The organism is Beijerinckiaceae bacterium (assembly GCA_004564215.1).
Lineage (GTDB): Bacteria > Pseudomonadota > Alphaproteobacteria > Rhizobiales > Beijerinckiaceae > Methylocapsa.
Genome location: CP024846.1, coordinates 2,211,750 through 2,234,364, shown reverse-complemented (window position 1 = coordinate 2,234,364; position 22,615 = coordinate 2,211,750). Strand labels below are relative to the sequence as shown.

Annotated in this window: 22 protein-coding genes, 1 tRNA gene and 2 pseudogenes; 15 read left to right on the top strand and 10 right to left on the bottom strand. The window is 58.6% G+C overall.

The annotated features are described in order from the left end of the window. Positions 1-2: 2 nt before the first annotated feature. The 3 genes and pseudogenes from gatA to gatB all read left to right on the top strand — a co-directional run bounded on the left by gatA (position 3) and on the right by gatB (position 3,476). A complete protein-coding gene (gatA, locus tag CU048_10460) occupies positions 3-1,502 on the top strand; it encodes an Asp-tRNA(Asn)/Glu-tRNA(Gln) amidotransferase GatCAB subunit A (GenBank protein ID QBR71629.1) in 1,500 nt (499 codons plus the stop codon). A 70-nt stretch (positions 1,503-1,572) separates the two neighbouring features. Beyond that, a pseudogene (locus CU048_10455) lies at positions 1,573-1,934 on the top strand (endonuclease domain-containing protein). A gap of 54 nt (positions 1,935-1,988) precedes the next feature. Beyond that, entirely contained in the window at positions 1,989-3,476 is a 1,488-nt protein-coding gene (gatB, locus tag CU048_10450) for an Asp-tRNA(Asn)/Glu-tRNA(Gln) amidotransferase GatCAB subunit B (protein QBR71628.1), read from the top strand. A 93-nt stretch (positions 3,477-3,569) separates the two neighbouring features. Here gatB and CU048_10445 read toward each other — a convergent pair whose 3' ends face one another. After that, the gene (locus CU048_10445; GenBank protein ID QBR71627.1) at positions 3,570-3,755 is read right to left on the bottom strand and encodes a hypothetical protein; all 186 of its coding nucleotides are present in this window, start codon (positions 3,753-3,755) and stop codon (positions 3,570-3,572) included. A gap of 365 nt (positions 3,756-4,120) precedes the next feature. Here CU048_10445 and CU048_10440 point away from each other — a divergent pair, with 365 nt between their 5' ends. Both CU048_10440 and CU048_10435 read left to right on the top strand, forming a co-directional pair. Beyond that, positions 4,121-4,429, top strand: a complete 309-nt coding sequence (locus CU048_10440) for a histone-like protein 2 (protein ID QBR71626.1) — start codon at positions 4,121-4,123, stop codon at positions 4,427-4,429. A gap of 103 nt (positions 4,430-4,532) precedes the next feature. Next, positions 4,533-4,859: a hypothetical protein gene (locus tag CU048_10435; GenBank protein ID QBR71625.1), complete on the top strand. Its 327-nt coding sequence runs from the start codon at positions 4,533-4,535 to the stop codon at positions 4,857-4,859. A gap of 371 nt (positions 4,860-5,230) precedes the next feature. Here CU048_10435 and CU048_10430 read toward each other — a convergent pair whose 3' ends face one another. Both CU048_10430 and CU048_10425 read right to left on the bottom strand, forming a co-directional pair. Then, positions 5,231-5,752, bottom strand: a complete 522-nt coding sequence (locus CU048_10430; protein ID QBR71624.1) for a DUF2147 domain-containing protein — start codon at positions 5,750-5,752, stop codon at positions 5,231-5,233. A gap of 108 nt (positions 5,753-5,860) precedes the next feature. Next, a tRNA-Ser gene (locus CU048_10425) sits at positions 5,861-5,954 on the bottom strand. A 726-nt stretch (positions 5,955-6,680) separates the two neighbouring features. Between CU048_10425 and CU048_10420 the strand changes: the two genes are divergently transcribed. After that, positions 6,681-8,330 carry a porin gene (locus tag CU048_10420; protein QBR71623.1) on the top strand — a complete coding sequence of 550 codons (1,650 nt, stop codon included), beginning with the start codon at positions 6,681-6,683 and terminating at the stop codon, positions 8,328-8,330. A gap of 93 nt (positions 8,331-8,423) precedes the next feature. Here the strand turns inward: CU048_10420 and CU048_10415 are convergent, their stop codons facing one another. From CU048_10415 to CU048_10390, 6 genes are all read right to left on the bottom strand, one after another. Beyond that, entirely contained in the window at positions 8,424-8,993 is a 570-nt protein-coding gene (locus tag CU048_10415) for a 50S ribosomal protein L9 (protein QBR71622.1), read from the bottom strand. A 21-nt stretch (positions 8,994-9,014) separates the two neighbouring features. Next, positions 9,015-10,076 carry a hypothetical protein gene (locus CU048_10410; protein QBR71621.1) on the bottom strand — a complete coding sequence of 354 codons (1,062 nt, stop codon included), beginning with the start codon at positions 10,074-10,076 and terminating at the stop codon, positions 9,015-9,017. Between the two features lie 198 nt (positions 10,077-10,274). Continuing rightward, positions 10,275-10,517, bottom strand: coding sequence for a 30S ribosomal protein S18 (rpsR, locus tag CU048_10405; protein QBR71620.1), 243 nt, complete (start codon positions 10,515-10,517; stop codon positions 10,275-10,277). After that, on the bottom strand, positions 10,517-10,966 hold the full coding sequence (locus CU048_10400) for a 30S ribosomal protein S6 (protein QBR71619.1): 450 nt from the start codon (positions 10,964-10,966) through the stop codon (positions 10,517-10,519). Before CU048_10400 ends, rpsR begins: the two co-directional genes overlap by 1 nt. Before the next feature lie 272 nt (positions 10,967-11,238). Beyond that, positions 11,239-11,655: a hypothetical protein gene (locus CU048_10395; protein ID QBR72844.1), complete on the bottom strand. Its 417-nt coding sequence runs from the start codon at positions 11,653-11,655 to the stop codon at positions 11,239-11,241. A 223-nt stretch (positions 11,656-11,878) separates the two neighbouring features. Then, positions 11,879-12,658: a porin family protein gene (locus CU048_10390; GenBank protein ID QBR71618.1), complete on the bottom strand. Its 780-nt coding sequence runs from the start codon at positions 12,656-12,658 to the stop codon at positions 11,879-11,881. Positions 12,659-12,941: 283 nt separating this feature from the next. Here CU048_10390 and fabD point away from each other — a divergent pair, with 283 nt between their 5' ends. From fabD to CU048_10360, 6 genes are all read left to right on the top strand, one after another. Further along, positions 12,942-13,895 carry a [acyl-carrier-protein] S-malonyltransferase gene (gene fabD, locus CU048_10385; protein QBR71617.1) on the top strand — a complete coding sequence of 318 codons (954 nt, stop codon included), beginning with the start codon at positions 12,942-12,944 and terminating at the stop codon, positions 13,893-13,895. Between the two features lie 40 nt (positions 13,896-13,935). Next, entirely contained in the window at positions 13,936-14,673 is a 738-nt protein-coding gene (gene fabG, locus CU048_10380) for a 3-oxoacyl-[acyl-carrier-protein] reductase (protein QBR71616.1), read from the top strand. Between the two features lie 250 nt (positions 14,674-14,923). Further along, positions 14,924-15,163, top strand: coding sequence for an acyl carrier protein (locus tag CU048_10375; GenBank protein ID QBR71615.1), 240 nt, complete (start codon positions 14,924-14,926; stop codon positions 15,161-15,163). Between the two features lie 142 nt (positions 15,164-15,305). Then, entirely contained in the window at positions 15,306-16,568 is a 1,263-nt protein-coding gene (gene fabF / locus CU048_10370; GenBank protein ID QBR71614.1) for a beta-ketoacyl-[acyl-carrier-protein] synthase II, read from the top strand. Positions 16,569-16,672: 104 nt separating this feature from the next. Continuing rightward, entirely contained in the window at positions 16,673-16,921 is a 249-nt protein-coding gene (locus tag CU048_10365; GenBank protein QBR71613.1) for a hypothetical protein, read from the top strand. Next, on the top strand, positions 16,921-17,157 hold the full coding sequence (locus tag CU048_10360; GenBank protein ID QBR71612.1) for an RNA-binding protein: 237 nt from the start codon (positions 16,921-16,923) through the stop codon (positions 17,155-17,157). The genes CU048_10365 and CU048_10360 overlap by 1 nt, the downstream gene beginning before the upstream one ends. On the opposite strand, the gene CU048_10355 is transcribed toward CU048_10360, so the two are convergent. Continuing rightward, the gene (locus CU048_10355) at positions 17,138-17,992 is read right to left on the bottom strand and encodes a DNA damage-inducible protein D (GenBank protein QBR71611.1); all 855 of its coding nucleotides are present in this window, start codon (positions 17,990-17,992) and stop codon (positions 17,138-17,140) included. The genes CU048_10360 and CU048_10355 overlap by 20 nt on opposite strands. Positions 17,993-18,631: 639 nt before the next feature. Between CU048_10355 and CU048_10350 the strand changes: the two genes are divergently transcribed. From CU048_10350 to CU048_10340, 3 genes and pseudogenes are all read left to right on the top strand, one after another. After that, a complete protein-coding gene (locus CU048_10350) occupies positions 18,632-19,513 on the top strand; it encodes an IS1 family transposase (protein QBR72843.1) in 882 nt (293 codons plus the stop codon). 1,160 nt (positions 19,514-20,673) lie between these two features. Then, positions 20,674-22,494 (top strand): endolytic transglycosylase MltG, encoded by a 1,821-nt coding sequence (locus CU048_10345; protein ID QBR72842.1) that lies wholly within the window; start codon positions 20,674-20,676, stop codon positions 22,492-22,494. Further along, positions 22,495-22,582, top strand: a pseudogene (locus CU048_10340) (hypothetical protein). The last annotated feature ends 33 nt before the right edge of the window (positions 22,583-22,615 follow it).

The following is a 22,615-nucleotide window of genomic DNA, read 5'->3' as shown; positions in this document are numbered from 1 at the left end:
ACATGGCTTTGACCGACCCCACCGAGCTGACGCTCGCCGAGGCGCGCGACGCTTTGAGAGAGAAAAAAATCTCGGCTGTCGAACTCGCGAAGGCCCATATCGCCGAAATCGAAAAAGCCCGCCCGCTGAATGCGTTCATCGTCGAGACGCCGGAAAAGGCGCTCGCCATGGCGAAGATGGCGGATGCTCGGCTCGCGAAACACGAAGCCGGACCGCTGGAAGGAATTCCGCTCGGCATCAAGGATCTCTATTGTACCGAAGGTGTGCAGACGACGGCGGGCAGCCATATTCTCGAGGGCTTCGTGCCGCCTTATGAATCGACTGTCACCGCCAATCTCTGGCGCGACGGCGCGGTGATGCTCGGAAAACTTAATCTCGACGAATTCGCCATGGGGTCGTCGAACGAAACATCTTATTACGGCCCGGTGATTTCGCCCTGGCAGCGAAAAGGACCCAATGGGGCCTCGAACACCGCGCTGGTTCCGGGCGGCTCATCCGGCGGCTCGGCGGCGGCCGTCGCCGCGCGGCTCTGTTTCGGCGCGACGGCCACCGATACAGGCGGGTCGATCCGGCAGCCTGCGGCATTTACCGGAACGGTGGGGATCAAACCGACCTATGGCCGCTGCTCGCGTTGGGGCATTGTGGCCTTTGCCTCCTCGCTCGATCAGGCCGGTCCGATCGCCCGGACGGTGCGCGATTCCGCAATTATGCTGGGCTCGATGGCGGGCCATGATCCCAAGGATACGACATCGGTCGATATTCCAGTGCCGGATTTCGAAGCTGCCGTTGGGCGCGGCGTCAAAGGCCTGACGATAGGCATTCCGAAGGAATATCGCCGCGAGGGCATGCCTGGTGAAATCGAAGCGCTCTGGGCGCAGGGAATTGAATGGATGAAAGCGGCGGGCGCCTCGATTGTCGAGATCTCGCTTCCCCATACGCGTTTTGCCTTGCCTGCATATTATATAGTGGCGCCGGCAGAGGCGTCCTCGAACCTCGCGCGCTACGATGGTGTCCGCTACGGTCTGCGCGTCCCGGGCAAGGACATCGCCGACATGTATGAAAAGACCCGGGCGGCGGGTTTTGGCAAGGAAGTCCGCCGGCGCATCATGATCGGCACTTATGTGCTCTCGGCCGGTTACTACGATGCTTATTATGTAAGGGCGCAGAAGATCAGAACCTTGATCAAGCGCGATTTCGAGACCGCCTTCGCCGATGGCATCGACGCAATCTTGACCCCCGCGACCCCCTCCGCCGCCTTCGGTCTTGGCGAGAAGGGGTCCGTCGATCCGGTCGAGATGTATCTGAATGATATTTTTACCGTCACCGTGAACATGGCGGGGCTGCCTGCCATCGCGGTTCCGGCGGGACTGTCGGCCGAGGGCCTGCCCTTGGGGCTTCAGCTGATCGGCCGCGCTTTTGACGAAGAAACATTGTTTGCGGCCGCGCAAACCATCGAGGACTCGGCACCCAAATTGGATCTGCCGCCGAAATGGTGGGCGTAATCACGCCCGACCCGTCGGCTTCGCCGCCACCCTCCCCGTACCGGGGAGGGATTGCCTATATGGATGAGTTCTGGCCAATGAGATTGCTCGGCGGTTACGCAAGACGATGACACCGCAAGAGGTAAAGCTTTGGGTTCATCTGCGGGCTTTAGGATCAGGGTCTGCACTTTCGTCGGCAAGTGCCGCGCGAGGGCTTCATCGTTGACTTCGCCTGTCTGAAGTCGTGGCTGGTTATCGAAATAGATGGCGCTCAGCATGGCGAGGACGGCCATCTTCATCGGGATACGGAACGGGATGCGAAACTAGCAGCTGCCGGCTTCAAAGTGCTCCGCGTTCTGGAATAATGAAGTGAATGAAAATCTGAATGGTGTCGTTGAAACGATCTATCACGAGGCCCAGGCGCGGCGCGGGGTCGAACAATCCCTCCCCTGAAAGGGGGGGGGGTCAGCGAAGCCCGGCTTCGCTGACGGGTGGGGAAGGACGATCATGAACACATATGCAAAACCCTCCAAACTCATCAAGGGCGCGACCGGCGACTTTGAAGTCGTGATCGGGATGGAGATCCACGCCCAGGTGACCTCGCATTCGAAACTTTTCTCCGGCGCCTCGACCGAGTTCGGCCAGGAACCGAACACCAATGTCTCGCTTGTCGACGCCGCCATGCCCGGCATGCTTCCGGTCATCAACGAAGAGTGCGTCGCGCAGGCGGTGCGCACGGGGCTGGGTCTTAAGGCGAAAATCAACCTCCGCTCGGTCTTCGACCGCAAGAATTATTTCTACCCCGATCTGCCTCAGGGCTATCAGATCTCACAATATAAGAGCCCGATCGTCGGCGAGGGCATCGTCACGGTCGATGTCTCGCCGACGGAGCAAATCGAGGTCGGGATCGAGCGGCTGCATCTCGAACAGGATGCCGGCAAATCTCTGCACGACCAGTCGGCGACGGATTCTTTCGTCGATCTCAACCGGTCCGGGGTCGCGCTGATGGAAATCGTCTCCAAGCCGGACATGCGTTCGGCAGAGGAAGCCCGCGCTTACGTCACCAAGCTGCGCACGATTTTGCGCTATCTGGGGACCTGCGACGGCAATATGGAGCAGGGATCCCTGCGCGCGGACGTTAATGTGTCGGTCCGACGCCCCGGCGAGCCACTCGGTACGCGGTGCGAAATCAAAAACGTCAATTCGATCCGCTTCATTGGGCAGGCGATCGAAGTCGAGGCCCGCCGTCAGATCGGCATCATCGAGGATGGTGGAGCGATCGAGCAGGAAACCCGGCTGTTTGATCCCGGTCGCGGCGAGACACGCTCCATGCGCTCCAAGGAGGAGGCGCACGACTACCGTTATTTCCCCGACCCGGATCTTCTGCCGCTCGAGTTCGACCAGGCCTTCGTTGATGCTTTGGCCGGCTATCTGCCGGAACTTCCCGACGCCAAGAAGGCGCGTTTCGTCGAAGACTACGGCCTGTCCCCCTATGATGCCGGTGTCCTCGTCGCCGACAAGGACACCGCCGATTATTTTGAAGCCGCGGCCAAGTACGACGGCAAGAAGCGCGACGCCAAGCTTGTCGCCAATTGGATCAATGGTGACGTCGCTGCGTTTGCCAATTCCCAGGGGCTGTCGATTCCGCAGACACATATCCGGCCAAGCCAGATCGCTTCGATTGTCGACCTTATCGGCGACGGTACAATCTCCGGGAAGATCGCCAAGGATTTGCTGGCGATCATCATCACCGACGAAAAGGATGGCGATCCGCGCGCCATCGTCGCCGCACGCGGCATGACGCAGGTCACAGACCAGGGAGCCATCGCTGCCGCCGTCGATGCGATCATCGCAGCCAATCCCGACAAGGTCGCGCAAGCACAGGCCAAGCCTTCGATGCTCGGCTGGTTTGTTGGTCAGGTCATGAAAGAAACCGGCGGCAAGGCCAATCCGCAAACCGTCAATGAGCTGCTGAAAGCGAAGCTCGGCATCTAAAAATGCCGCGCGAATCACTCAAGTGATTCGGGTGATTCGCGCAGTCTGCGTCGATTGAAGCGACGGCAGTGCCATTGCGAAGCACTTTTTTTTTCATCCCACGAAATTTTTTTTTGCGGCCTTCGACGCTTTGGAAAGGTGTCGTGCGATTCCTTTCTCGAACTTGAACGGCGACTCAAAACAGCGCTTCGGAAGCGCTGTTTTCGACAGATAAAAAACCCTGCGAGTGAAGGCCCTGACATTGCAATGGTTGTTGCGCATCACATCGACGCGCGACATGCGCCGACACGTGACGAATAGAATAGAGCCTTTAAATATCAACGGTTTTTAAATCTAAGAAAACGATTGACGAGAGTCGGCGCGCTTCGTTTCAACGGCGATCGACGCTGATTGCGAATATCGTTGCAAGCATCTTGCGCGGCCTCTCACGCTCAATCATCAAGCCTCACTAATAGAGGCTTGAAGTGTTCTGAAAGAGCGCAGGTGAAAGCATTTTCGGATGCGTTGCCGATGCTCTATTGGCGGCCATTTGCGTTGCTTGCCAAGCAACACCTCTTGCACGACTGATGAACAACGCTACGCTGTGTAAGCCTCTAGTCGGCATTTTGAATCAGTCGACTAAAACAGCAGAGGGAACTTTGAACATGGTGAAGGCAACCACCAAAAAGCCAATGAAGAAATCCGCGGCGAAAAAGTCGGCCGCGAAAAAGGGCGCCGTCAAAAAGGGCAGCGTTAAGAAGACCGCGCGCAAGGCCGTGAAGAAGGCCGTAAAGAAGGCGACGAAGAAGACGGCTACCAAGAAATACGCCGCCAAAAAGTCAGTCGCCAAAAAGGCCACCAAGAAGTCTCCGGCCAAAAAGGCTCCGGCCAAGAAAGCCGCTGCTAAGAAAGCACGCCGGCCAGTCGTCCGCAAACCCCCGCCGCCGCCTTCGGGCTCGCCGGAGACGGTTTAACGACTGCACAGTTGGAATGGAGACAGCCGGCCGCGACTCTCGCACGCAATGCATGGGGCGAGAGAGTTTTTCCGCGTCGCCGGTTGTTTCCCTCTGACCTTTGATGTCGGTTTTCGCGCGGGCCAGACTTCCGCGACGGCAAGTCGATTGGATTTGGGCGTCCCACGAGCTTTGGCCGAGGGCGTGTCGGCACGCATGGACCGGGCGCGAAGACAAGGATCTTTGCGGCGGCGTGGTTTGCCGCACCGATACCACCCGGACCGGGCTTTATCTCGTCAGGCAAGCTAGCGCGAAATCCAGCCAGGTCTTATCGACGGCGGTTCCGGCGCGCTTCATGTTTTGCCATTCCAGGCCGCATGCATGCATCCGAGCCCGCGATGCGGGCGGAAGCTTTCGCGGCTGCAGCAATCCTTCCGTTGGAGTCGGTTGAGGCGGAGCGACGGCCGGTGGCGCCAGCAGGGATGGTGCCAACACCGGACTTACCGCGGCGGGCTGAACGGGCCGCGTCGGTGGTAGTGGGACCGTGAGGGACGGCTTCGACTTGGCTGGCTGGACTTCCGCCTGCGCCGAACCCAACGGCGATTGAAGGGGGCTCAAAGCGAAGCATGCGAGGGCGCCCGTCATCGCCAGGATCCACCCTCCGCATCTGGTTGAACCGCCCCTTTCCTGAATCATAGACCCACTCAAATTATCTTGCTGCCGCCTTGGCGCAGCAGTCGCGGTGTTCTCCCGCGGTCGGCGCCAGCAAGAAGCAACACGATATCCGGGCGCCCGGCAGCAGGCCCATGTTGCGAACAAGCGTCACGGCTGAACCGCCAATGGCTTTGGAACCGCCTGAGCCTTGGTAAAAGTGTCGGTCTTGCAAAGGATTTTTAAAACGCAGCCTCTGATTTCCGCAGTATCGCCACCTGTCATGACTTTAAAATCGACATCATATGTTTTGCCGTCCTCGGGATTATAGGCTTGACCCTGCCAATGGTCTCCGTCCGATTTCAGATCAATCAATATTTGAATGCCGATCACCGGGCGAGCGCGTTTGCTCTCATCCTCATTCGCAATATCGGTTTTGGGTGTCCCGTCGGGCTTATTGGGTTCCTTCAGCCAAACCAAAGTGCCGCAAAAAAGCTTGGCGCAGGGCACAATCTTGATAATCGAGCCATTGTTTTTGGTCCACCAGAGGCCGGAGGGGTCTGCGGGCGCGGCCCGCGCCGGGGCGAAAGGCCCGACGGCAAGCACGAGCAAGAGCCCGAGCGCGCATGCGGCCGACCGAAGTCGGAGAAACAGTCGAAGGGGCCAAACGAAACAATGACGAGCCTGCTGCATCGAACCTACTCCCAGCCTGATTTTCAGTTTCAAACTCTCGCGCGCGGGTTCGGGGAGCGGTCGCGCCAACCCCTCGCCAGCCCAGATTGTGATCGTAAATACGTCGGCTGGCGGAGACGGAGGGATTCGAACCCTCGATAGGGCTTTACAACCCTATAACGGTTTAGCAAACCGCCGCCTTCAGCCGCTCGGCCACGTCTCCTTACACACGGAAATCGGCGCATTTGGATGCTGTTCCGGATGCTCGTGCACATATGCCCGAGGCCCATCATCCTGGCAAGGCCTTCACGACAGGCACGCAGGAGGGCAAGCCTCGCCCTCCTGCTTCATCCCACCTCAGCCTCGCAGAGCATAGTGATAGCATTCCAATGTTTATCTTAATATAGTTTTCAACAAAAAATGCTTTATAGCAGCAGCTACCAGCGATAGCTAAAGTGATGGCGCAAGCTATACGCCACATTATTGACCGCAATATTTTCCTTATTTCTTTGGCCGTCCAATCATGGCAAAAATGCGGCTTTGTGACCGGTTTGATCTGGCTTTTCGTTAACCGGCATCCCGACCAGCTTGCCCACTGATGCTACCCCTCATCTCTCTCGGATATCTCCGCCGACTTCGCGTTCCACAGCTTTAAAAATGTTGCTCTAAAGCCACACCCGTCCGCGAAAGCATGCGTTCCACTAAACTTCGTTTTACTTGGGCAGCATTGTAGCTAAGCTGCCCTTGCGGCCAAAGGAACTGCCTCGAATCGGGCGCCCATTGGCTGAGGCCAGTGCCTTGATATATACTGAGAAAAGTCCGGAGTTCTATCAAAGTGAAACGTTTTCAGAATTTGATGAGACAGGACGCTCGTACAAGGCAATTTCCGCTTGAGCGGGGGACGGGCGGTCTTGCCGCCAAAACCTTTAGGGGCCGCCGCAAGCTTCGAATGGGCTTTGCAAATTTTTTCACAGCCGTTCTTCTTGGTTCAGCCGCGGGCGTGGCAGGGGTGTCGGGGGCGAAGGCCGCCGATCTTCCCGCGCGCGCCGCGGCGCCAATCGAATATGTTCGCATCTGCGATGCTTACGGCGCCGGCTTCTTCTATATCCCGGGCACCGAGACCTGCTTGCGGGTCGGCGGCCTGGTGTTGGCCGAAGGACGCACCTTCGATCCGAGCTACAGCATCAGCGGCACCGGTTTCTACGGCAATGGTATTCCGGCCTTCCATGGCGGCCTTGCCGGGGTTGGAGTCGCTGCGGGCCCCGGCTTCCTTCCGGGCGTCGCCCAATATTCCAACAATCGCTCGCGCGATGCGGCGAGCTTCAACGCCTTGGGCCGGGTCGAACTCGATTCCCGGACGGCCTCCCCCTGGGGCACCTTGCGGGCCTTCGCGCGGGTCGATGCCTATTACGGCTCCGGCGCCAACTCCGCCACCGGCAGCCTTGCGTCGCTCGGCAACACCTGGAACACCACCGCCGGCACCAGTTCGCAGCGCGAGACGACGATCATCAACAAGGCCTTCATCCAATTCGCCGGGTTGACCGCGGGCCGCGCCCAATCGATGTTCGATTTCTACGCCGATGCCTATAACTGGGTGAATGTGCGCGGCTCCAACGCCACCGTCGCCCTGTTCTCCTATACCGCGACCTTCGGCAGTGGGTTTTCGTCGACGATCTCCTTCGAAGACCAGCCGTCCCGCCGCGCCGCGATCGGCAGCACCATCGCCAGCGCCACGGCGACCGCCGCCGGCGCGCCCATCCCGATCAATGTCGGGGGCATCACCGGAACCTCGTTCCAAGGCCAGCCCGCCGGCGCCCGGGTCCCCGAAATCGTCGGCAACCTCCGCCTCGACCAGCCTTGGGGCGCGGTGCAATTGTCGGCCGCGGCGCATCAGGTCCGGGCCAGCCTGTTCGGCTCCACCGCGCTCGGCACCCCGCCGGCCACCGGCGCCGGGCTCACCCCCGCCTATGCCTTCCCGGCTTTGGTCAGTAATTCCTATGGCTTCGCGATCCAGGGCGGCGTCCAGCTGAACGCCGATTTTCTCTCGCCGGGCGACAAGCTCTGGCTCCAGGCGGCGTATGAAAAAGGCGCCTTCGGCTATATCGCCGGCAACAACCTCGGCTACAACTATGGCGCGGTCAACCAGAACCGCTATGCCGGCTCCGGCTTCACGGCATCGGATTACAGCACCGGCTGGAACAGCCAGCCCAATTCGGATTGCGTCTTCACCGGCAGCGGCTCCTGCGAACAACAATGGGGCTGGGACATCACCGGCGCCTACAAGCATTACTGGATCCCGACCCTCAGCTCCGGAATCTATGGCTCCTATATGGAGGTCCATTATCCGGCGAATGCCCTCTCCGGCTTCGGCGGCGGCGTCGGCATCTCCAACATCAAGGAAGCGCGGGTCGGCACCAATCTCATCTGGACGCCGCTCAAGGGCTTCGATATCGGCGCTGAATTCATGTATGTGCATCTGAATCAGACGCGGCCGGTCGGTCTCGCTCCGGATGCGCTGCTCACTGCCACGGGCTTGCCGGCCTTCAGGCCAAACCAAAGCCAATACGAAGGCCGCGTCCGGGTCCAGCGCGCTTTCTGACAACCAGTTTTAACTGGCTGTTCTCAACCGATCATCAGCGAGCTCAGATGGCCCAAGGCCCGGCAACCGATCGGCCGGCCTTTGGGTCGGACTTTATTGCTCGCCGAGACTACCGCCCGCTTCAGCCAGCGCGGCGCCGACTTCCAGTCCCAGCTCATCCATCGTGGTCTCTTCTTCCATATGGATCGCTTCGCCTTTGGCCTGGCGTTCGGCTTCGGCGGCAGAGCGCGCGACGTTGACGCTGATCGTCGCCTCGACTTCGGGGTGCAAATGCACCGGGACCTCATGCAATCCAAGCGACTTGATCGGCGTTTTCAAAACGATTTGGGTGCGGTTCACGCTGAAGCCGCCCGCCGTGATCGCGTCGGCAACGTCGCGCGGGGAAACCGAGCCGTAAAGATGGCCCGTCTCGCCGGCTTGGCGAATGATGATGAAGGCTTGGCCATTCAGTTTTTCGGCGATGGCGGCAGCTTCATTCTTTGATTCGAGATTGCGGGTTTCGAGTTGCGCCCGCTGACTTTCGAAGCGGAATTTATTGGCCTCCGTGGCACGCAAGGCTTTGCCGCCGGGCAGCAGGAAATTGCGCGCGTATCCGTCCTTCACGCGCACGGTGTCGCCCATCTGACCCAGTTTGGCGACGCGTTCGAGCAAGATCACTTCCATAATATGGTCCTTTAAGTTGCATTAGGTTTTGAATGACGCCGCCTTGTCCTTGCGGTCGCGCAAGGAGAAAGCTGCCTCGAGGATGCCGAGCGCGATCAAGCCGAATGCAAAGACAAGCCACGTCACGGGGACTGCAAGGCCAAGATAGATTGCAAGCAGCAACAGAATGCGGAAACTGAGCCCACGCGTCAGGTAGTGCGCCACAGCGAGCCCTTCCAAGGCGAAGGCCACACCGACGGTAACCCCGACAACCCCAATGATGAGGCCGGGAAGCTTGCCGAGGTAAGGTCCGGCCAGGGCGGCGGCGCCGAAGACCAGCAGATAGATTCGCGGCATGGCCAATTCGCGCGGAATGTCGGGCCACGGACGCGGCAGCAAGCCCGAGAGCTGGACCACGCGTCCCGCCAGCCAAAGATTCAACATCAGCATGAGAAGGCTGGAAGCCGCCACGGCCGGCGCTGCGGCCAAAACCATGAAGCGCGCCAACACCTGCGCATTGACGCCTTTTGGTAATTGTGTGTTCGGGCCCACCAGGCCTTCGACGAAGGGGGCCACATTGCCGACCAATCGCTCCAGCGCGATGTCGAACCCGCCATAGAGGGAGGACACATAAATTGCAAGGGCAACCCCGATCGTCGCGCAGATCGAGACGGCGTAAGAGAGGATTCGCTCGAGAGGGCAATATTCGCGCGCAAAAAAACTGCCGACCCGGGTCGTCACGACCCAATTGGTCGCTCCCTTGCTTCGGCTCAAAACCGCGAGAAAACTGAGCCACAAGGCGGGCAAGCCCAAATCGAACGCGAAGACCAGCCCTTGCAGCGCCGCCTCATCGACATTCACGCTGCGCTGGTGCGCATAGGCGATCGCAGAGACGACCAGCGCAGCCGACGCAGCCGCTCCGGCCCCGACAAACCCTCCAAAGCCAAGCATGGCGATCATAATGGGAAGCGGGGCTAGCGTGGCGAGCACCCACGCGAAAAAAGTCGCCTGACCGGCTAAACTAAATAAGACGGCGGCAGCAACTCCCGCGCCAATCGCAATGGCGGCGGGTGGACCAAGTTTCAGCAAACGTTTTTTTTTCATTAGGACCTGCTGTCCCGCCGAATTGGCGGTTAGGGGCCGGCGGAACTTCAATTCCGTTCGTCCCAGCAACACCGCACGGTCTCGCCGAACGGCCGGTTGATCTATCTTGTTCTTAGCGACTTCATATTAGAGCAATTCGACACGGCAGGAAATCTCCCGAGGCAGACCTCCCTGCCGGCGCGAACTGCTGTCTGTCATTTACCGGATTACGTAAGGCAAGAGCCCCAGGAACCGCGCGCGTTTGACCGCCTTTGCGAGTTCGCGCTGCTTCTTGGCCGAAACAGCCGTGATCCGCGAAGGGACGATCTTGCCCCGCTCGGAAATGTAGCGGGACAGAAGGCGCGTGTCCTTATAATCGATCTTGGGCGCGTTCGGGCCGGAAAACGGGCAGGTCTTGCGGCGGCGGAAGAAGGGTCTGCGGGGTGCGGCTGCAGTTGTCATCAGAAGCTTGCCTCCTCGCCAGCAGCTGCATCATCGCGCGGACGTCTCGGGCCTCGATCGCCCCGATCCGGGCGCGGGCCGCGGGAGCGATCCCCACGGTCTGAGCGGTCGCCGCGATCATCGTCGTCACGTTTGCGCATCATCACCGACGGACCTTGTTCCAAGGCCTCGACCCGGATGGTCATGAAGCGAACGATGTCCTCGTTGATGCCCATCTGTCGCTCCATTTCGGTGAGCGCAGCGGGAGGCGCATCGATATTCAGAAGCGAAAAATGCGCCTTCCGGTTTTTCTTGATCCGGTAGGCGAGCGATTTAACGCCCCAATATTCGACCTTTTCGATCTTGCCGCCGAAGGATTCGACGATCGTCTTGAATTGTTCCGTCAGCGCTTCCACCTGTTGGGCGGAAATGTCCTGACGCGCCATATAGATATGCTCATAAAGAGCCATGGGGCTGCCTTTCCTACTCACATGGCGACGCTCGGCGCGGAGCCCTTCGAGCCCAGGAAAGGCTCGATTTGGACAAACGAAGGCGGAGACACCGGGAAACGGATCCAAGGACCCTGCCCGCCAAAGCGGGTTCCCATTCAGCCTCCGGCCGAAGTCGCGAAGGCGTTTTATACAAGGATTTGCCTTGGAAGCAAGGCGCGTCGCAAGGGGGGAGGCGGATCATTTGTCCCGGCGCCACGCGCCAGCCCTATCAGGCGGGCTGACCGGCCACATCATACATAAGGAGCCCATTGGCCGTTGGCGCGAACGCGCCAGGACTTCAATCCTGCCTTAGCCACGACAGTCCGGCCGTTCTTGGCCATGAAGACGAGATGCTTGAAAACCAAGGGCGTCAGCCATGCGAATGGCTTTTCGGGATCGCAGACGGCCCGATATTCATCGGAATCAGGATCTTCCATCAGGAGCGTTCCGACCCGATCGGGCCGCAAACGCGAGCTTAAAGTGCGGTCGCTCTTCCAGAGGCATTCGTAATCGCGGCACACATTGGGTCTTGTCTCATAGACGCCGCAACCGCCCGAGGATCCGCAGTGCTCGCATAATTTGCCAGGCGGCTTTGCAAATTCGACGATTTCGAGAACCCTGCAACACAGACTGCATTCGGCACAAGCTTTACCGGGAATTTCAGGCATCGGACATCTGCCTTCGCATTTTGCGCGTGATTCGACTTGGAAGATCTTGATCAGGCAGGCTGCGGGCGCAAGGGCATTCACAGCCCGCCGAGGTGTTATGCGCGCCTAAAGAGGCGCCTAAAAGCGGAAACGCCGCCACGGTCAAGAACCGCGACGGCGTTCCACGGCTACCAAGGCGCTTTTGATCAAACCTCGCGGTCTAATCTCAGGCCGGCAGCTTTACTCAGTATTTCGCGACGACCGGAGCGGCGGCTCCCCAGCCAAATTTGTAGGTCAGGCCGACGCGCGCGGTCTGCATGGTCTCTCTTGTGCTGTGGTTAGGAATAGCGAAAGGCAAGAGAGGGGTCGGGAACCCAGCGTCGTTGAAGCCCCGGCGACCAAAATCATAATAGCGATACTCGACCCGCGCGGTCCAATTGCCAGCGAAGTTGTATTCGATACCGCCGCCGACATCGTAGCCATAGCGGTTCATGGCGAAGAAGCGGGAGATCGGGAAGCCGGCCAGTTGGACGGAGTTGCGGATGTCGCCATAAGCGAAGCCGCCGATTGCATAGAGGAGAATGTGGTCGAAGGCGATGCCGACGCGGGCGTCCGCTGATCCAAATTGGCGGACCGACGTGGTCAGATAATCAAGCGGGAACGAACTGCGGTGTGCCGTGATGCCGGCGAAGTTATATTCGCCCTGGACGCCGACAACGAGCGGCCCCATCAGCTGATAGTTGAAGCCGACGTGCAGACCCCCGAAAACACCCGCGCCATTGTAGCTTTGGGAAAAGGGAGGAAGGTTAAACCTCGTCTGATTCCATCCCCCGCCGACTTGCGCGCCGAGCTCAAAACCAGTCCAGGTAAAGACCGGCGGCGGGGCAGGCATGGGAGCCAAGGGAAGATCCGCTGCAAAGGCCGATGCTCCGGTCAAAAGTAAACCGGCTGCACCGCCGGCCAGACACCGCAAGAAGTCTCGCTTCATGGAATCACTCCCCTCTTTCATTTGACTTGTCGTCATTGTCAGCAACGACTCTTACCACTCGAAGAAAACCTAACAAGCGTGCCAGCGCCACAACGGCCTCTGAAACGCGCAAACGCGCTGCAATTTCGCGGCGTGTTGCATTTTTGTTGCGGATCGGAGTTCCGGCCCGATTCTCTTGCTTTGAGCGGTAGTTTGCAGCCTCTCAAACAAGGCCGCTGACAAGGAACGGGTTTTTCGACCGAGCCACTTGACTTGCGCCAGTCGCAATGCGAGTCGCTGCGCTCGCAACGAACGCGGCAAAAAATCAATACGGGATGGGATGTCCAAGGCTTTCGTTTTTCCCGGACAGGGGTCTCAGGTCGTGGGCATGGGAAAAGCCCTCGCGGAAGCATTTCCGCAGGCCCGCGCGGTTCTCGCCGAAGTCGACGACGTGTTAGGGCAGAAGCTTTCCGCGTTGATGTTCGAGGGTCCGCAAGACGAGCTCACCCTGACCGCGAATGCTCAACCTGCCTTGCTGGCCGCGAGTCTGGCCGCCGTCCGGGTTCTTGAAGCGGAGGCCGGCCTCGATCTCGCCCGGGATGCGAGCTTTGTGGCAGGTCATTCGCTCGGCGAATATTCGGCCCTCGCCGCGGCCGGCTCTTTGAGCGTCGGGCAAGCGGCAAAACTGCTGCGCGTGCGCGGCCTTGCCATGCAGGATGCCGTGCCGCCCGGCGAGGGCGCAATGGCAGCGGTGCTTGGGCTCGAATATGATGCGGTTTTACCCATCGCCAAGCAAGCAGCTCAGGAAACCGGCAACGGTGCCGTCTGCGACGTCGCCAACGACAATGGCGGCGGTCAAGTGGTCGTGTCGGGATCCAATGCCGCCGTGCAGCGGGCAATGGAGCTCGCCAAGCAAAAAGGCGCGCGGCGTTCAATTCTTCTGCCCGTCTCCGCCCCTTTTCATTGCGCATTGATGCAACCGGCAGCCGAGGCGATGGCCGAGGCGTTGGCTTTGGCCGTCATCAAGCCGCCTTGCGTTCCCCTCGTCTCGAACGTCATGGCCGCGCCAGTCATCGATCCCGACGAGATCCGCAGGTTGCTCGTGGCGCAAGTCACCGGCCGCGTGCGCTGGCGGGAAAGCATGGTTTTTATGGCAAACCAGGGGATTACGCTGTTTGTCGAGTGCGGCGCCGGGAAGGTCCTCTCGGGACTCGTCAAGCGAATAGCCGAGGCGGCGAGCGGGATTTCGGTAGGAATCCCAGCCGATATCGATATCTATAAGGCTCAGGCTTGAGCCCTGCGTTTTATACGCCGTCATCGGGAGCTGCTTTTAGATGTTCGATCTTACCGGAAAAACAGCCCTCGTAACGGGCGCGAGCGGCGGTCTTGGCAAATCGATCGCCCGCGCCTTACACGAACGCGGCGCCATCGTCGGGCTTTCGGGGACGCGACGCGACGCGCTCGATGCCCTCGCCGCCGAAATCGAAACTGACGTCCATGTTTTTCCGTGCGACCTTGCCCATAAGGCTGCGACGGAAGCGCTTGTGCCCGCCGCCGAAGCGGCAATGGGAAGCATCGATATTCTCGTCAACAATGCCGGAGTGACCAGGGATAATCTCTTCATGCGGATGAAGGACGAGGAATGGGACACGGTCCTCAACCTCAATCTGACCGCGGCTTTTCGGCTTTCCCGGGCCTGCCTCAAGGGCATGTTGCGCAAGCGGCACGGACGCATTATCGGGATCAGCTCGGTCGTCGGCGTCACTGGCAATGCGGGACAGGGCAATTACGCAGCCGCGAAGGCGGGAATGATTGGCATGTGCAAGAGCTTGGCCGCCGAAGTGGCGAGCCGCAACGTGACCGTCAATTGTATTGCCCCCGGCTTCATCGAAAGCCCGATGACCGATGCCCTGAATGAAAAACAGAAAGAGGCAATTCTCGCGACCATCCCGATGGGACGGCTGGGAAGCGGCGCCGACGTCGCCGCGGCGGTCGTTTATCTGGCCAGCACGGAAGCCTCCTATGTCACCGGTCAGACCCTCCATGTAAATGGAGGAATGGCAATGATTTGAATGTGGTACTGCCCTGATTGCGGGGGCCGCGCCGGCTCTCGCCAACCGCATTGAAGTATGTTACCAACCACGCTTAAGCGACTGGGACGGCAATTCGCGGGGAAGATTAAGGCAAAGTCGAACTTTGCCCCGGGGGGATCATGGTCAAGGGTGCGGCAAATTTCTTTGCCCAATCTTTTCCCATATCCGACCTGCACCGCGTTAACGCTGGCCCGTGGCGCCAAATCGTTAGGACGAGGATCAGAAAACCATGAGCGATGTCGCCGAGCGCGTAAAAAAGATTGTAATTGAGCACCTCGGTGTCGATGCCGACAAAGTGGTCGACAACGCAAATTTCATGGAAGACCTTGGCGCCGATTCTCTCGATACGGTCGAACTCGTCATGGCTTTCGAAGAGGAATTCAGCGTCGAGATTCCAGACGATGCCGCGGAAACGATCGTGACCGTGGGCGACGCCATAAAGTTCCTTGAAAAGGCGTCCGCCGCTTGAATTTTTGACGTTGGTCCGACCGAAGGCAGCGTATTCGGATGGAGTCTCCATCGAAGGAAGACGCTGCCTTTAGGGGCTGCGGCGATTGTAGAAAGGGACGGGGGACCGTTTAACCCGAGGATATGGTGGCAAGGTCGTAGAGATGCGGAGGGTGGTTGTTACGGGACTTGGCATGATCTCGCCGCTTGCTTGCGGGGTCGAGCCAAGCTGGAGTCGCCTGTTGGACGGGAAAAGCGGTGCCCGCCGCATCGAAGAATTCGACGTCTCGGATCTGGCCTGCAAAATAGCGATGCCGATTCCCCGTGGCGACGGCAGCGACGCGAGCTTCAATCCCGATCAATGGATGGAGCCTAAGGAACAACGCAAGGTCGACGATTTCATCCTTTATGCCGTCGCCGCCGCAACGCAGGCGCTCGAGGATGCCGGCTGGGCTCCCAAAACCTATGAAGAGCAAGTCAAGACCGGCGTTCTCATAGGAGCGGGAATCGGAGGCCTGGGCGGCATTGCGGAAACCGCGATCGTCCTGAAGGAAAAAGGCCCCCGGCGCGTTTCGCCGTTTTTTATTCCCGGTCGCCTGATCAACCTCGCGGGCGGCTATGTCTCGATTCAGCATGGGCTGAGGGGCCCCAATCATTCGGTCGTAACCGCCTGCGCGACGGGCACCCATGCAATCGGCGATGCGGCCCGGCTGGTCGCCTTGGAAGACGCCGACGTCATGGTGGCGGGCGGCGCCGAATCGGCAATCAACCGCATCGGCATCGCCGGATTTGCAGCCTGTCGGGCTTTGTCGACCAATTTCAACGACGAGCCGACGCGAGCTTCGCGGCCTTACGACCGGGACCGCGACGGGTTTGTCATGGGCGAAGGCGCCGGCTGCGTCGTTCTCGAAGAATACGAACACGCCAAGGCGCGGGGCGCCAAGATTTACGCCGAGATCGTCGGCTACGGCATGTCGGGCGACGCCTACCACATTACCGCGCCGGAAGAGAGCGGCGACGGGGCTTATCGGGCCATGACAGCCGCCATCAAGCGCGCCGGAATCGGCCCGAGCGACATCGATTATATCAATGCGCATGGAACCTCGACGCCGCTTGGCGATGAAATCGAGATTCGAGCGGTTGAGCGGGTGATCGGCAATCGCGAACATTCGCTTTCCATGTCGTCGACGAAATCGGCCATCGGACATCTTCTCGGCGCGGCCGGCGCCGTGGAAGCGATTTTTTCGATCATGGCGATCCGCGACCAGACCGTACCGCCGACGCTCAATCTGGATCACGTATCCGTGGAAACCACCCTAGATCTCGTGCCGCATACGCCGCGCAAACGCGAGGTCGAATTCGTCCTATCGAACTCCTTCGGTTTCGGTGGCACCAACGCCTGCTTGATCTTCAAACATCCGGGCTGACCGCCGGATCGAGCGCTCAGCAAGGGAAGGCGCGGGGGGGTAGTGTCTCAGTTTGAAATTTGAGGCGGTTGACTTTCCCTCGCGCGTCCCTGATCTCCCATGATATGCTTAGCGCAAAGCAGGAGGCCGCGCTCATGGACGACATCAAGGCATTTAATCCCCCGAACGTAAGCGACGACGAACACATCATACGGCGTCTGGGTTGGGCTGTTATTCGACAATGGGCTAGCTTACCGGATAAGCTTAAGGCGCATATCGCGGAACAGGCGGTATTCATCGACGATAAATATAAAACCGTTCAGTTAAGGGAACAGATCGCCGCCTTTATCCGCAAGCATGCGGGAGACAAGTAATGCCTCGCGGTCCTAAAGGCGAGAGGCGCCCCGCCGACGTTATCGGCGCAGCCGTCAAAGTCATGCGTATTGCCACGGGCGAAGAGCCAGAAGATTACGGCGCCGAGACAGGGAAGGACAAAGCCGCCGCTGAGCTTGGCCGAAAGGGCGGCGCGGCGCGAGCTAAGAGACTCACCTCAGAGCGGAAGGTTGAGATCGCGAAGAAAGCTGCGAAATCTAGATGGAAGGATCGATAGGACGCGCCAATTTTTTTTGCTCACCGAATCGCTTCTTCAGCTCCTTAATGGGCGACTCAATTGGCAGATTTTCGGGTAGCGTGGCGCCGCTATCCTTCATCGCCTTTCGCACCCGATCCGCGACGCTTTTGTTCGTTCGTATCGCGCTTTGCTCGCCTTTAACATTTTCCTGCTTGAGCACCTCGGCTGCTAGATTCATCTGAAAGTCATTGGCAGAAAGTTCAAGCGGACCAGCAACATCATAAAGAGGAAGCTTTTCGGGGATTCCTTTTTTCCTTTTCACGTCTTTTAGGTTCATGCCGTAAAGCCCTTGATAGCGCGCATCGTGAAACACACCCTGCATGGCGCTCCTGACACCGGCTTCTTGGGCAACTCCGCTGACTAACTTGTGTGACTGCGCAACTTTATCGCGTAGTTCAAGGCGTTTTTCGTCACTCGATTGAGCATCTTGCTCTTCCATTCGTCGCGTCTGAACAGCGAAATATGCCTGCGCTGCCGCGATCTCCGGTTTCGAGGGGTCGCCGTTCATAGTGATGAGATAACAGGCCGAGCGGCTTAGAAAATAGTCGTCACCTCGGAGCTTGGCACCCTTTCCAACTCCCATCAGTTTGTGCGTCAACACAATCTGATGGGAGGGGTCAACGCCGTTTTTTCTAAAAGCATCCCTTGCGCGGCTGAGCACATTCTCGAACTCTCGCCAATTCGGATAGCCGAGAATCTCGTTGATTTCCCTGGCGTGCCAATATTCTACTCCGGTCGAGCTTTCTCGCTTCACCTGCTCCAACCGAGCCATGGTAACCCGATACTCTGGCAAATTCGTCATTTCTTGCGCCATATGTGATTCCTGACTTGTCGCTGGGAGTCACATCACATATCATCTGTCACATACAGAGTCGAGGGTGTGGTAAAATGGATGATAGGGAGAAAATCGCAGAGCGTCTTCGGAAAAAGGAGCAGGAAATCCAAACGCTAGAGGACCGTCTAAGAACGGCGCGCGTGTATGTTCAAGCGCTTCACGATATTCTTAAGCTGCTGGAAATAGATGCTTCTCCCCCACCGCCCTCACCAGCCACACCAGGAAGCACCGAATCGATTCTTCGCTCTGGAAGCGCGGTCGCTCGAGCGAGGCATGTGATCCTTAAACAAGGAAAGCCGGTCCATATAGTGGCGCTTTTGGCAGCACTTGGAAGGGATTCAAGCCGTGAGAGTCGTGCTTCTCTTGCCAGCTCTCTCGCGGCGTATGTGAGACGGAGCGAGATTTTTACCCGCCCGGCTCCTAATACCTTTGGGCTTATAGAGCTTGGCCATAAGACGGTTGTGGAAGATGAGGATGACCAACCACCTCCTGGGTTTGGTTCGATTCGAAGCGAGCCGGAACCGCCATCGGAACCACCGGAACCACCGGATCCAGACGATATTCCATTCTGAATTTAATTGCTTGACGCTAAGCAAGAAAGTTCATATTATGCTTGGCATGAACAAGCTTCCTGTCGCCACGCGCACCCAAATCCTTTCGATGCTCTGCGAAGGCGCTTCGATGCGTTCCGTTTCGCGTCTCACAGATACGAGCATCAACACGGTTTCAAAGCTCTTGGAAGACGCTGGGCGCTTTTGTGCGGGCTTCCATGACGCGAAAGTTCGCGGCGTGAAGGCGCACCGCGTCCAGGTCGATGAAATCTGGTCTTTCACCGGCGCTAAACAAAAGAACGTAGCGGCGATGAAAAATCCGGTTGATGGCGCAGGCGACACTTGGACATGGACTGCGATCGAAGCCGATACGAAATTGCTTATTTCGCACTTTGTTGGCAGCCGCGATGGCGAATGCGCCAAGTGGTTTATTGACGATATGGCGTCGCGGATCGCCAATCGTATCCAACTGACTTCGGACGGCCACAAAGCCTATTTGGAGGCTGTTGAAGGTGCGTTCGGCGCGGATGTTGATTACGCCATGCTGAACAAGATTTATGGCGCGTCACCAGAGAGTGCCAAGGGTCGCTACAGCCCTGCGGAATGTGTGGGTTGCCGCAAGGAGCGGATCGAAGGCTCACCCGATATGAAGCACGTCAGCACGTCCTATGCCGAGCGGGCGAATCTCACAATGAGGATGCACAATCGGCGGTTCACGCGCCTGACGAATGCTTTTTCAAAGAAATTCGAGAACCATGCTCATATGGTTGCAATCTATGCCGTCTGGTACAATTGGATACGCATTCACAAGAGCCTTCGCGTAACCCCAGCAATGGCCGCTGGCCTGAGCGAGACAGTCATGGATTGGGCGGATATCGTTGAGGTTATGGATGCGGACGCTCCGGCCAAGAAACGCGGTCCTTATAAGAAAAGCGCCGACGCCGCTTAGACGGCCACACGGATTCCTAAGATGTCTAAAAGGCGATATGCCGCATCAGTGTTTGGAACTGTAGCTAGCACGCGAATCCCAACAGAGGATGGGTCATCGCTCGCCTCATAAAGATATAGTCCGGATCTGTCCCCATCGAGTCCATTATCTCTCAATGTCTGCGAAGATAACTCAGACATATATACTTGTGTATCAATTTGAGTCGTCCCGATGATTAGGAACTCATCCATGCCATTATCTCCCGTTCGCCTCACTCCGAAGCTGTCTGCTTCGCAATTAGCTGACTATCTTGTTGCGCCGACACCAATCGGCCAAATAGGAATCCTACGCCAAGCCAAGAATCCTGGCCAGAACAAACCGCTCATCATCCAGTACCAGCACGCGCGCCGTTGCATTTCGGCATGTCTGCAATCGCCATCTGGATTAAACCGAATTGTCGCCAGTGCAATTGTTGCGCTTGAACAACGAAGAGACGACCCAGCCAGTTCACCATTGGTTCGAGATGACGCGATTCGGTCTATAGGAGTGATCGAAACATTCCAACGGACAATTAACGCTCTTGATATCGGAGGGGCCAATTATCAGCCTGGCCCGAATCCGAGCGACCCATTAATAATCTCTGGCGTTGAGGTTTCGGTCTGGCCGGACGCAGTCGCCAGCGTTGCAACGCGCGGTGGGGAGACTCGGGTCGGTGAAGTCTTTATTCGCTGCACAATTGGAACGGCTGGCGATGGCGCGGAAAATCGTAGGTCGGAAGCGAACGGGCATTTGGCGACTATTGCCCACATGCACGCCGCCCAATTTCTAGGCCATCTTGGCGTTTCGCATTCTCCAACTTCTATGGTTATTGACGTACCTCGTGAAACGGTTGTTCGTGGCCCCGCCAATATTACCAGAAGGGTCGCCAACATTCAGACTGCTTGCTCCATGATCGCGGCGATCTGGCCGACGGTTTAAATTTCAAACTGAGACACTACCCGCGGGGGACCGGCCTCGAACCCGAATTCGCCATATTTTTCAGGCCGGATAGATGGACTTGGCCTTGAGGGGTGAGCGAACTCTCCTTTGCCCGGAAAAATACGCTATATTCGAAGCTTAGAGCGCTTTCGTTCTGGAAACTGCTCTCAACGTGAAACTTGCGAGCTGGCTTGATGGGCGACATGCCTTCAAAACCGAATGAAGACGATGCGGCCGAGGGCCTGGATCAAAACCGCGCCGCGCCGACCCGTCGGGGCGGCCGGTTTGCCGGCCAAAGAGTGACTCCGCAAAGTCCGAAAGAGGCGTTGCAGCCCGACGCGGCGCCGCCACCGCCGCCCATTCCGCCGAGCCGCAGACGCCCGACGCTCTCAGCCCTCAGCGGATTTCTCTCGTTCCTGCTGATCTTGGCGGTTGCCGGGGTCTTCGGCATCGTCTGGAGCCAGCAGCGCATGCGAGCGCCGGGCCCGCTCACTACCAACAAAGTTCTGTATATCGCGCCGGGCACCGAGGTTCCCGATATTATCGCCGAACTTGATCGCGAAGGTGTCATCGACAATGCTTTTGCGCTCAATCTCGCGCTGCTGCTCGAAGGCAACCGGTCCAAGGTCAAGGCCGGCGAATATATGTTCAAACAGAATGCCAGTTTGCGCGACGTGATCGATACGCTGGTCAATGGCAAGCAGGTTCTGCACGCGATCACCATTCCCGAAGGGCTAACGAGCGAACAGATCGTCGAGCGGCTCCGTGAGAGCGATGTCCTACAGGGCGATCTTGCGGACCTGCCGAAGGAAGGCAGCCTGCTGCCGGAAACTTATAAGGTCGCGCGCGGGACCTTGCGCGCCGACCTTGTGAAGAAGATGCAGGACGATCAAAAGCGGGTTGTCGACCAGATTTGGTCGCGCCGAACCAATGGCCTGCCCCTGCGCTCCCCTTATGATCTGGTGACTCTGGCCTCGATCGTCGAAAAGGAAACCGGCAAGGCGGACGAGCGGCCGCGGGTCGCCAGCGTGTTCCTGAACCGTTTGCAGAAAAGAATGCGCCTGCAGTCGGATCCAACGATCGTCTATGGATTGGTTGGCGGCAAAGGCAGCCTCGGCAGGGGGCTTTCCCGCGCGGAAGTCGACAAAGCCACGCCTTACAATACGTATACGAACGAGGGCTTGCCGCCTGGACCCATCGCCAATCCCGGCCGCGCGGCGCTCGAGGCGGTTGCCAACCCCTCCCGCACCCAGGATCTTTATTTTGTCGCCGACGGCACGGGCGGGCATATCTTCTCCGAAACGCTCGATCAGCATAGCCGCAATGTTCAGCGCTGGCGCCAGATCGAAAAAGATACCAAAGAGAAACAGGAGCAGGAGCAGGCCGCGCCGGAGGTCGACACGACAATTCCGCAAGGGGTGCCGCCGGCCCCTCCACCAAGCGGTGAGCGAAAGAGCGAACTTGGAACCGGCTCGTCCATCTATGGGTCGCTCCCCTCCTCGTTCGGGACCACGACCGCCAACCTACCCCCGTCGATGCTGCCCTATGCCTCCGCAGTGACGGCGATCAACGAAGTGATGCCGACAACCAAGAATGCGCAAGCCAATAAGGCTCGGGGCAAAACCGCCCAAAAGGTCAGCGCCTTCACCTGGGGACCGGGACTCGATGAACTCGGGATCACAGTTCAGGCGCCCAAGCCCACCTCCGCCGCGGCGGTGCTCGACGGTCCGGTCGGCCAGTCGGATGCGGAGGACGGTCCCGCCGGCCGGGACATGACCTTCCCGGTATCGACCGACCGCCTTGCCGAGCAAAAGAGCCGCGCGGCCGGCCTCTCGCAAAACAGCGATGATTTAGCGGACCGATCCGACGAGGCTGGAACAAGCCCGGCGCCACAGCCGCAAAATGCCGAAGCCGCCGTGCATCGTGCCCGCGCCTTCGACGCATCCGAAGGCACCCCTCTCGATCCGCTGCGCAACAAGACCTATGATTTGAATTACCCCAAGACGGTCCCGGCGATACGCTAGAGCGGGATGAGGAAAAGTGGAAACCGGTTTTCCGCCCGCATCCCGCTCTAAGCTTTTGGAATCGATCACGTTCATGATTTTGGATTGAGTCAATCCAAAATCATCGTGATCTAAGGGAATG

What these genes read in the sequence shown, in the direction of transcription:
- gatA (QBR71629.1), top strand. Translation starts at nt 3, where the DNA reads ATGGCTTTGACCGACCCCACCGAGCTGACGCTCGCCGAGGCGCGCGAC.
- gatB (QBR71628.1), top strand. Translation starts at nt 1,989, where the DNA reads ATGAACACATATGCAAAACCCTCCAAACTCATCAAGGGCGCGACCGGC.
- CU048_10445 (QBR71627.1), bottom strand. Translation starts at nt 3,755, where the DNA reads ATGTCGCGCGTCGATGTGATGCGCAACAACCATTGCAATGTCAGGGCC.
- CU048_10440 (QBR71626.1), top strand. Translation starts at nt 4,121, where the DNA reads ATGGTGAAGGCAACCACCAAAAAGCCAATGAAGAAATCCGCGGCGAAA.
- CU048_10435 (QBR71625.1), top strand. Translation starts at nt 4,533, where the DNA reads ATGTCGGTTTTCGCGCGGGCCAGACTTCCGCGACGGCAAGTCGATTGG.
- CU048_10430 (QBR71624.1), bottom strand. Translation starts at nt 5,752, where the DNA reads ATGCAGCAGGCTCGTCATTGTTTCGTTTGGCCCCTTCGACTGTTTCTC.
- CU048_10420 (QBR71623.1), top strand. Translation starts at nt 6,681, where the DNA reads ATGGGCTTTGCAAATTTTTTCACAGCCGTTCTTCTTGGTTCAGCCGCG.
- CU048_10415 (QBR71622.1), bottom strand. Translation starts at nt 8,993, where the DNA reads ATGGAAGTGATCTTGCTCGAACGCGTCGCCAAACTGGGTCAGATGGGC.
- CU048_10410 (QBR71621.1), bottom strand. Translation starts at nt 10,076, where the DNA reads ATGAAAAAAAAACGTTTGCTGAAACTTGGTCCACCCGCCGCCATTGCG.
- rpsR (QBR71620.1), bottom strand. Translation starts at nt 10,517, where the DNA reads ATGACAACTGCAGCCGCACCCCGCAGACCCTTCTTCCGCCGCCGCAAG.
- CU048_10400 (QBR71619.1), bottom strand. Translation starts at nt 10,966, where the DNA reads ATGGCTCTTTATGAGCATATCTATATGGCGCGTCAGGACATTTCCGCC.
- CU048_10395 (QBR72844.1), bottom strand. Translation starts at nt 11,655, where the DNA reads ATGCCTGAAATTCCCGGTAAAGCTTGTGCCGAATGCAGTCTGTGTTGC.
- CU048_10390 (QBR71618.1), bottom strand. Translation starts at nt 12,658, where the DNA reads ATGACGACAAGTCAAATGAAAGAGGGGAGTGATTCCATGAAGCGAGAC.
- fabD (QBR71617.1), top strand. Translation starts at nt 12,942, where the DNA reads ATGTCCAAGGCTTTCGTTTTTCCCGGACAGGGGTCTCAGGTCGTGGGC.
- fabG (QBR71616.1), top strand. Translation starts at nt 13,936, where the DNA reads ATGTTCGATCTTACCGGAAAAACAGCCCTCGTAACGGGCGCGAGCGGC.
- CU048_10375 (QBR71615.1), top strand. Translation starts at nt 14,924, where the DNA reads ATGAGCGATGTCGCCGAGCGCGTAAAAAAGATTGTAATTGAGCACCTC.
- fabF (QBR71614.1), top strand. Translation starts at nt 15,306, where the DNA reads ATGCGGAGGGTGGTTGTTACGGGACTTGGCATGATCTCGCCGCTTGCT.
- CU048_10365 (QBR71613.1), top strand. Translation starts at nt 16,673, where the DNA reads ATGCTTAGCGCAAAGCAGGAGGCCGCGCTCATGGACGACATCAAGGCA.
- CU048_10360 (QBR71612.1), top strand. Translation starts at nt 16,921, where the DNA reads ATGCCTCGCGGTCCTAAAGGCGAGAGGCGCCCCGCCGACGTTATCGGC.
- CU048_10355 (QBR71611.1), bottom strand. Translation starts at nt 17,992, where the DNA reads ATGGCGCAAGAAATGACGAATTTGCCAGAGTATCGGGTTACCATGGCT.
- CU048_10350 (QBR72843.1), top strand. Translation starts at nt 18,632, where the DNA reads ATGAACAAGCTTCCTGTCGCCACGCGCACCCAAATCCTTTCGATGCTC.
- CU048_10345 (QBR72842.1), top strand. Translation starts at nt 20,674, where the DNA reads ATGCCTTCAAAACCGAATGAAGACGATGCGGCCGAGGGCCTGGATCAA.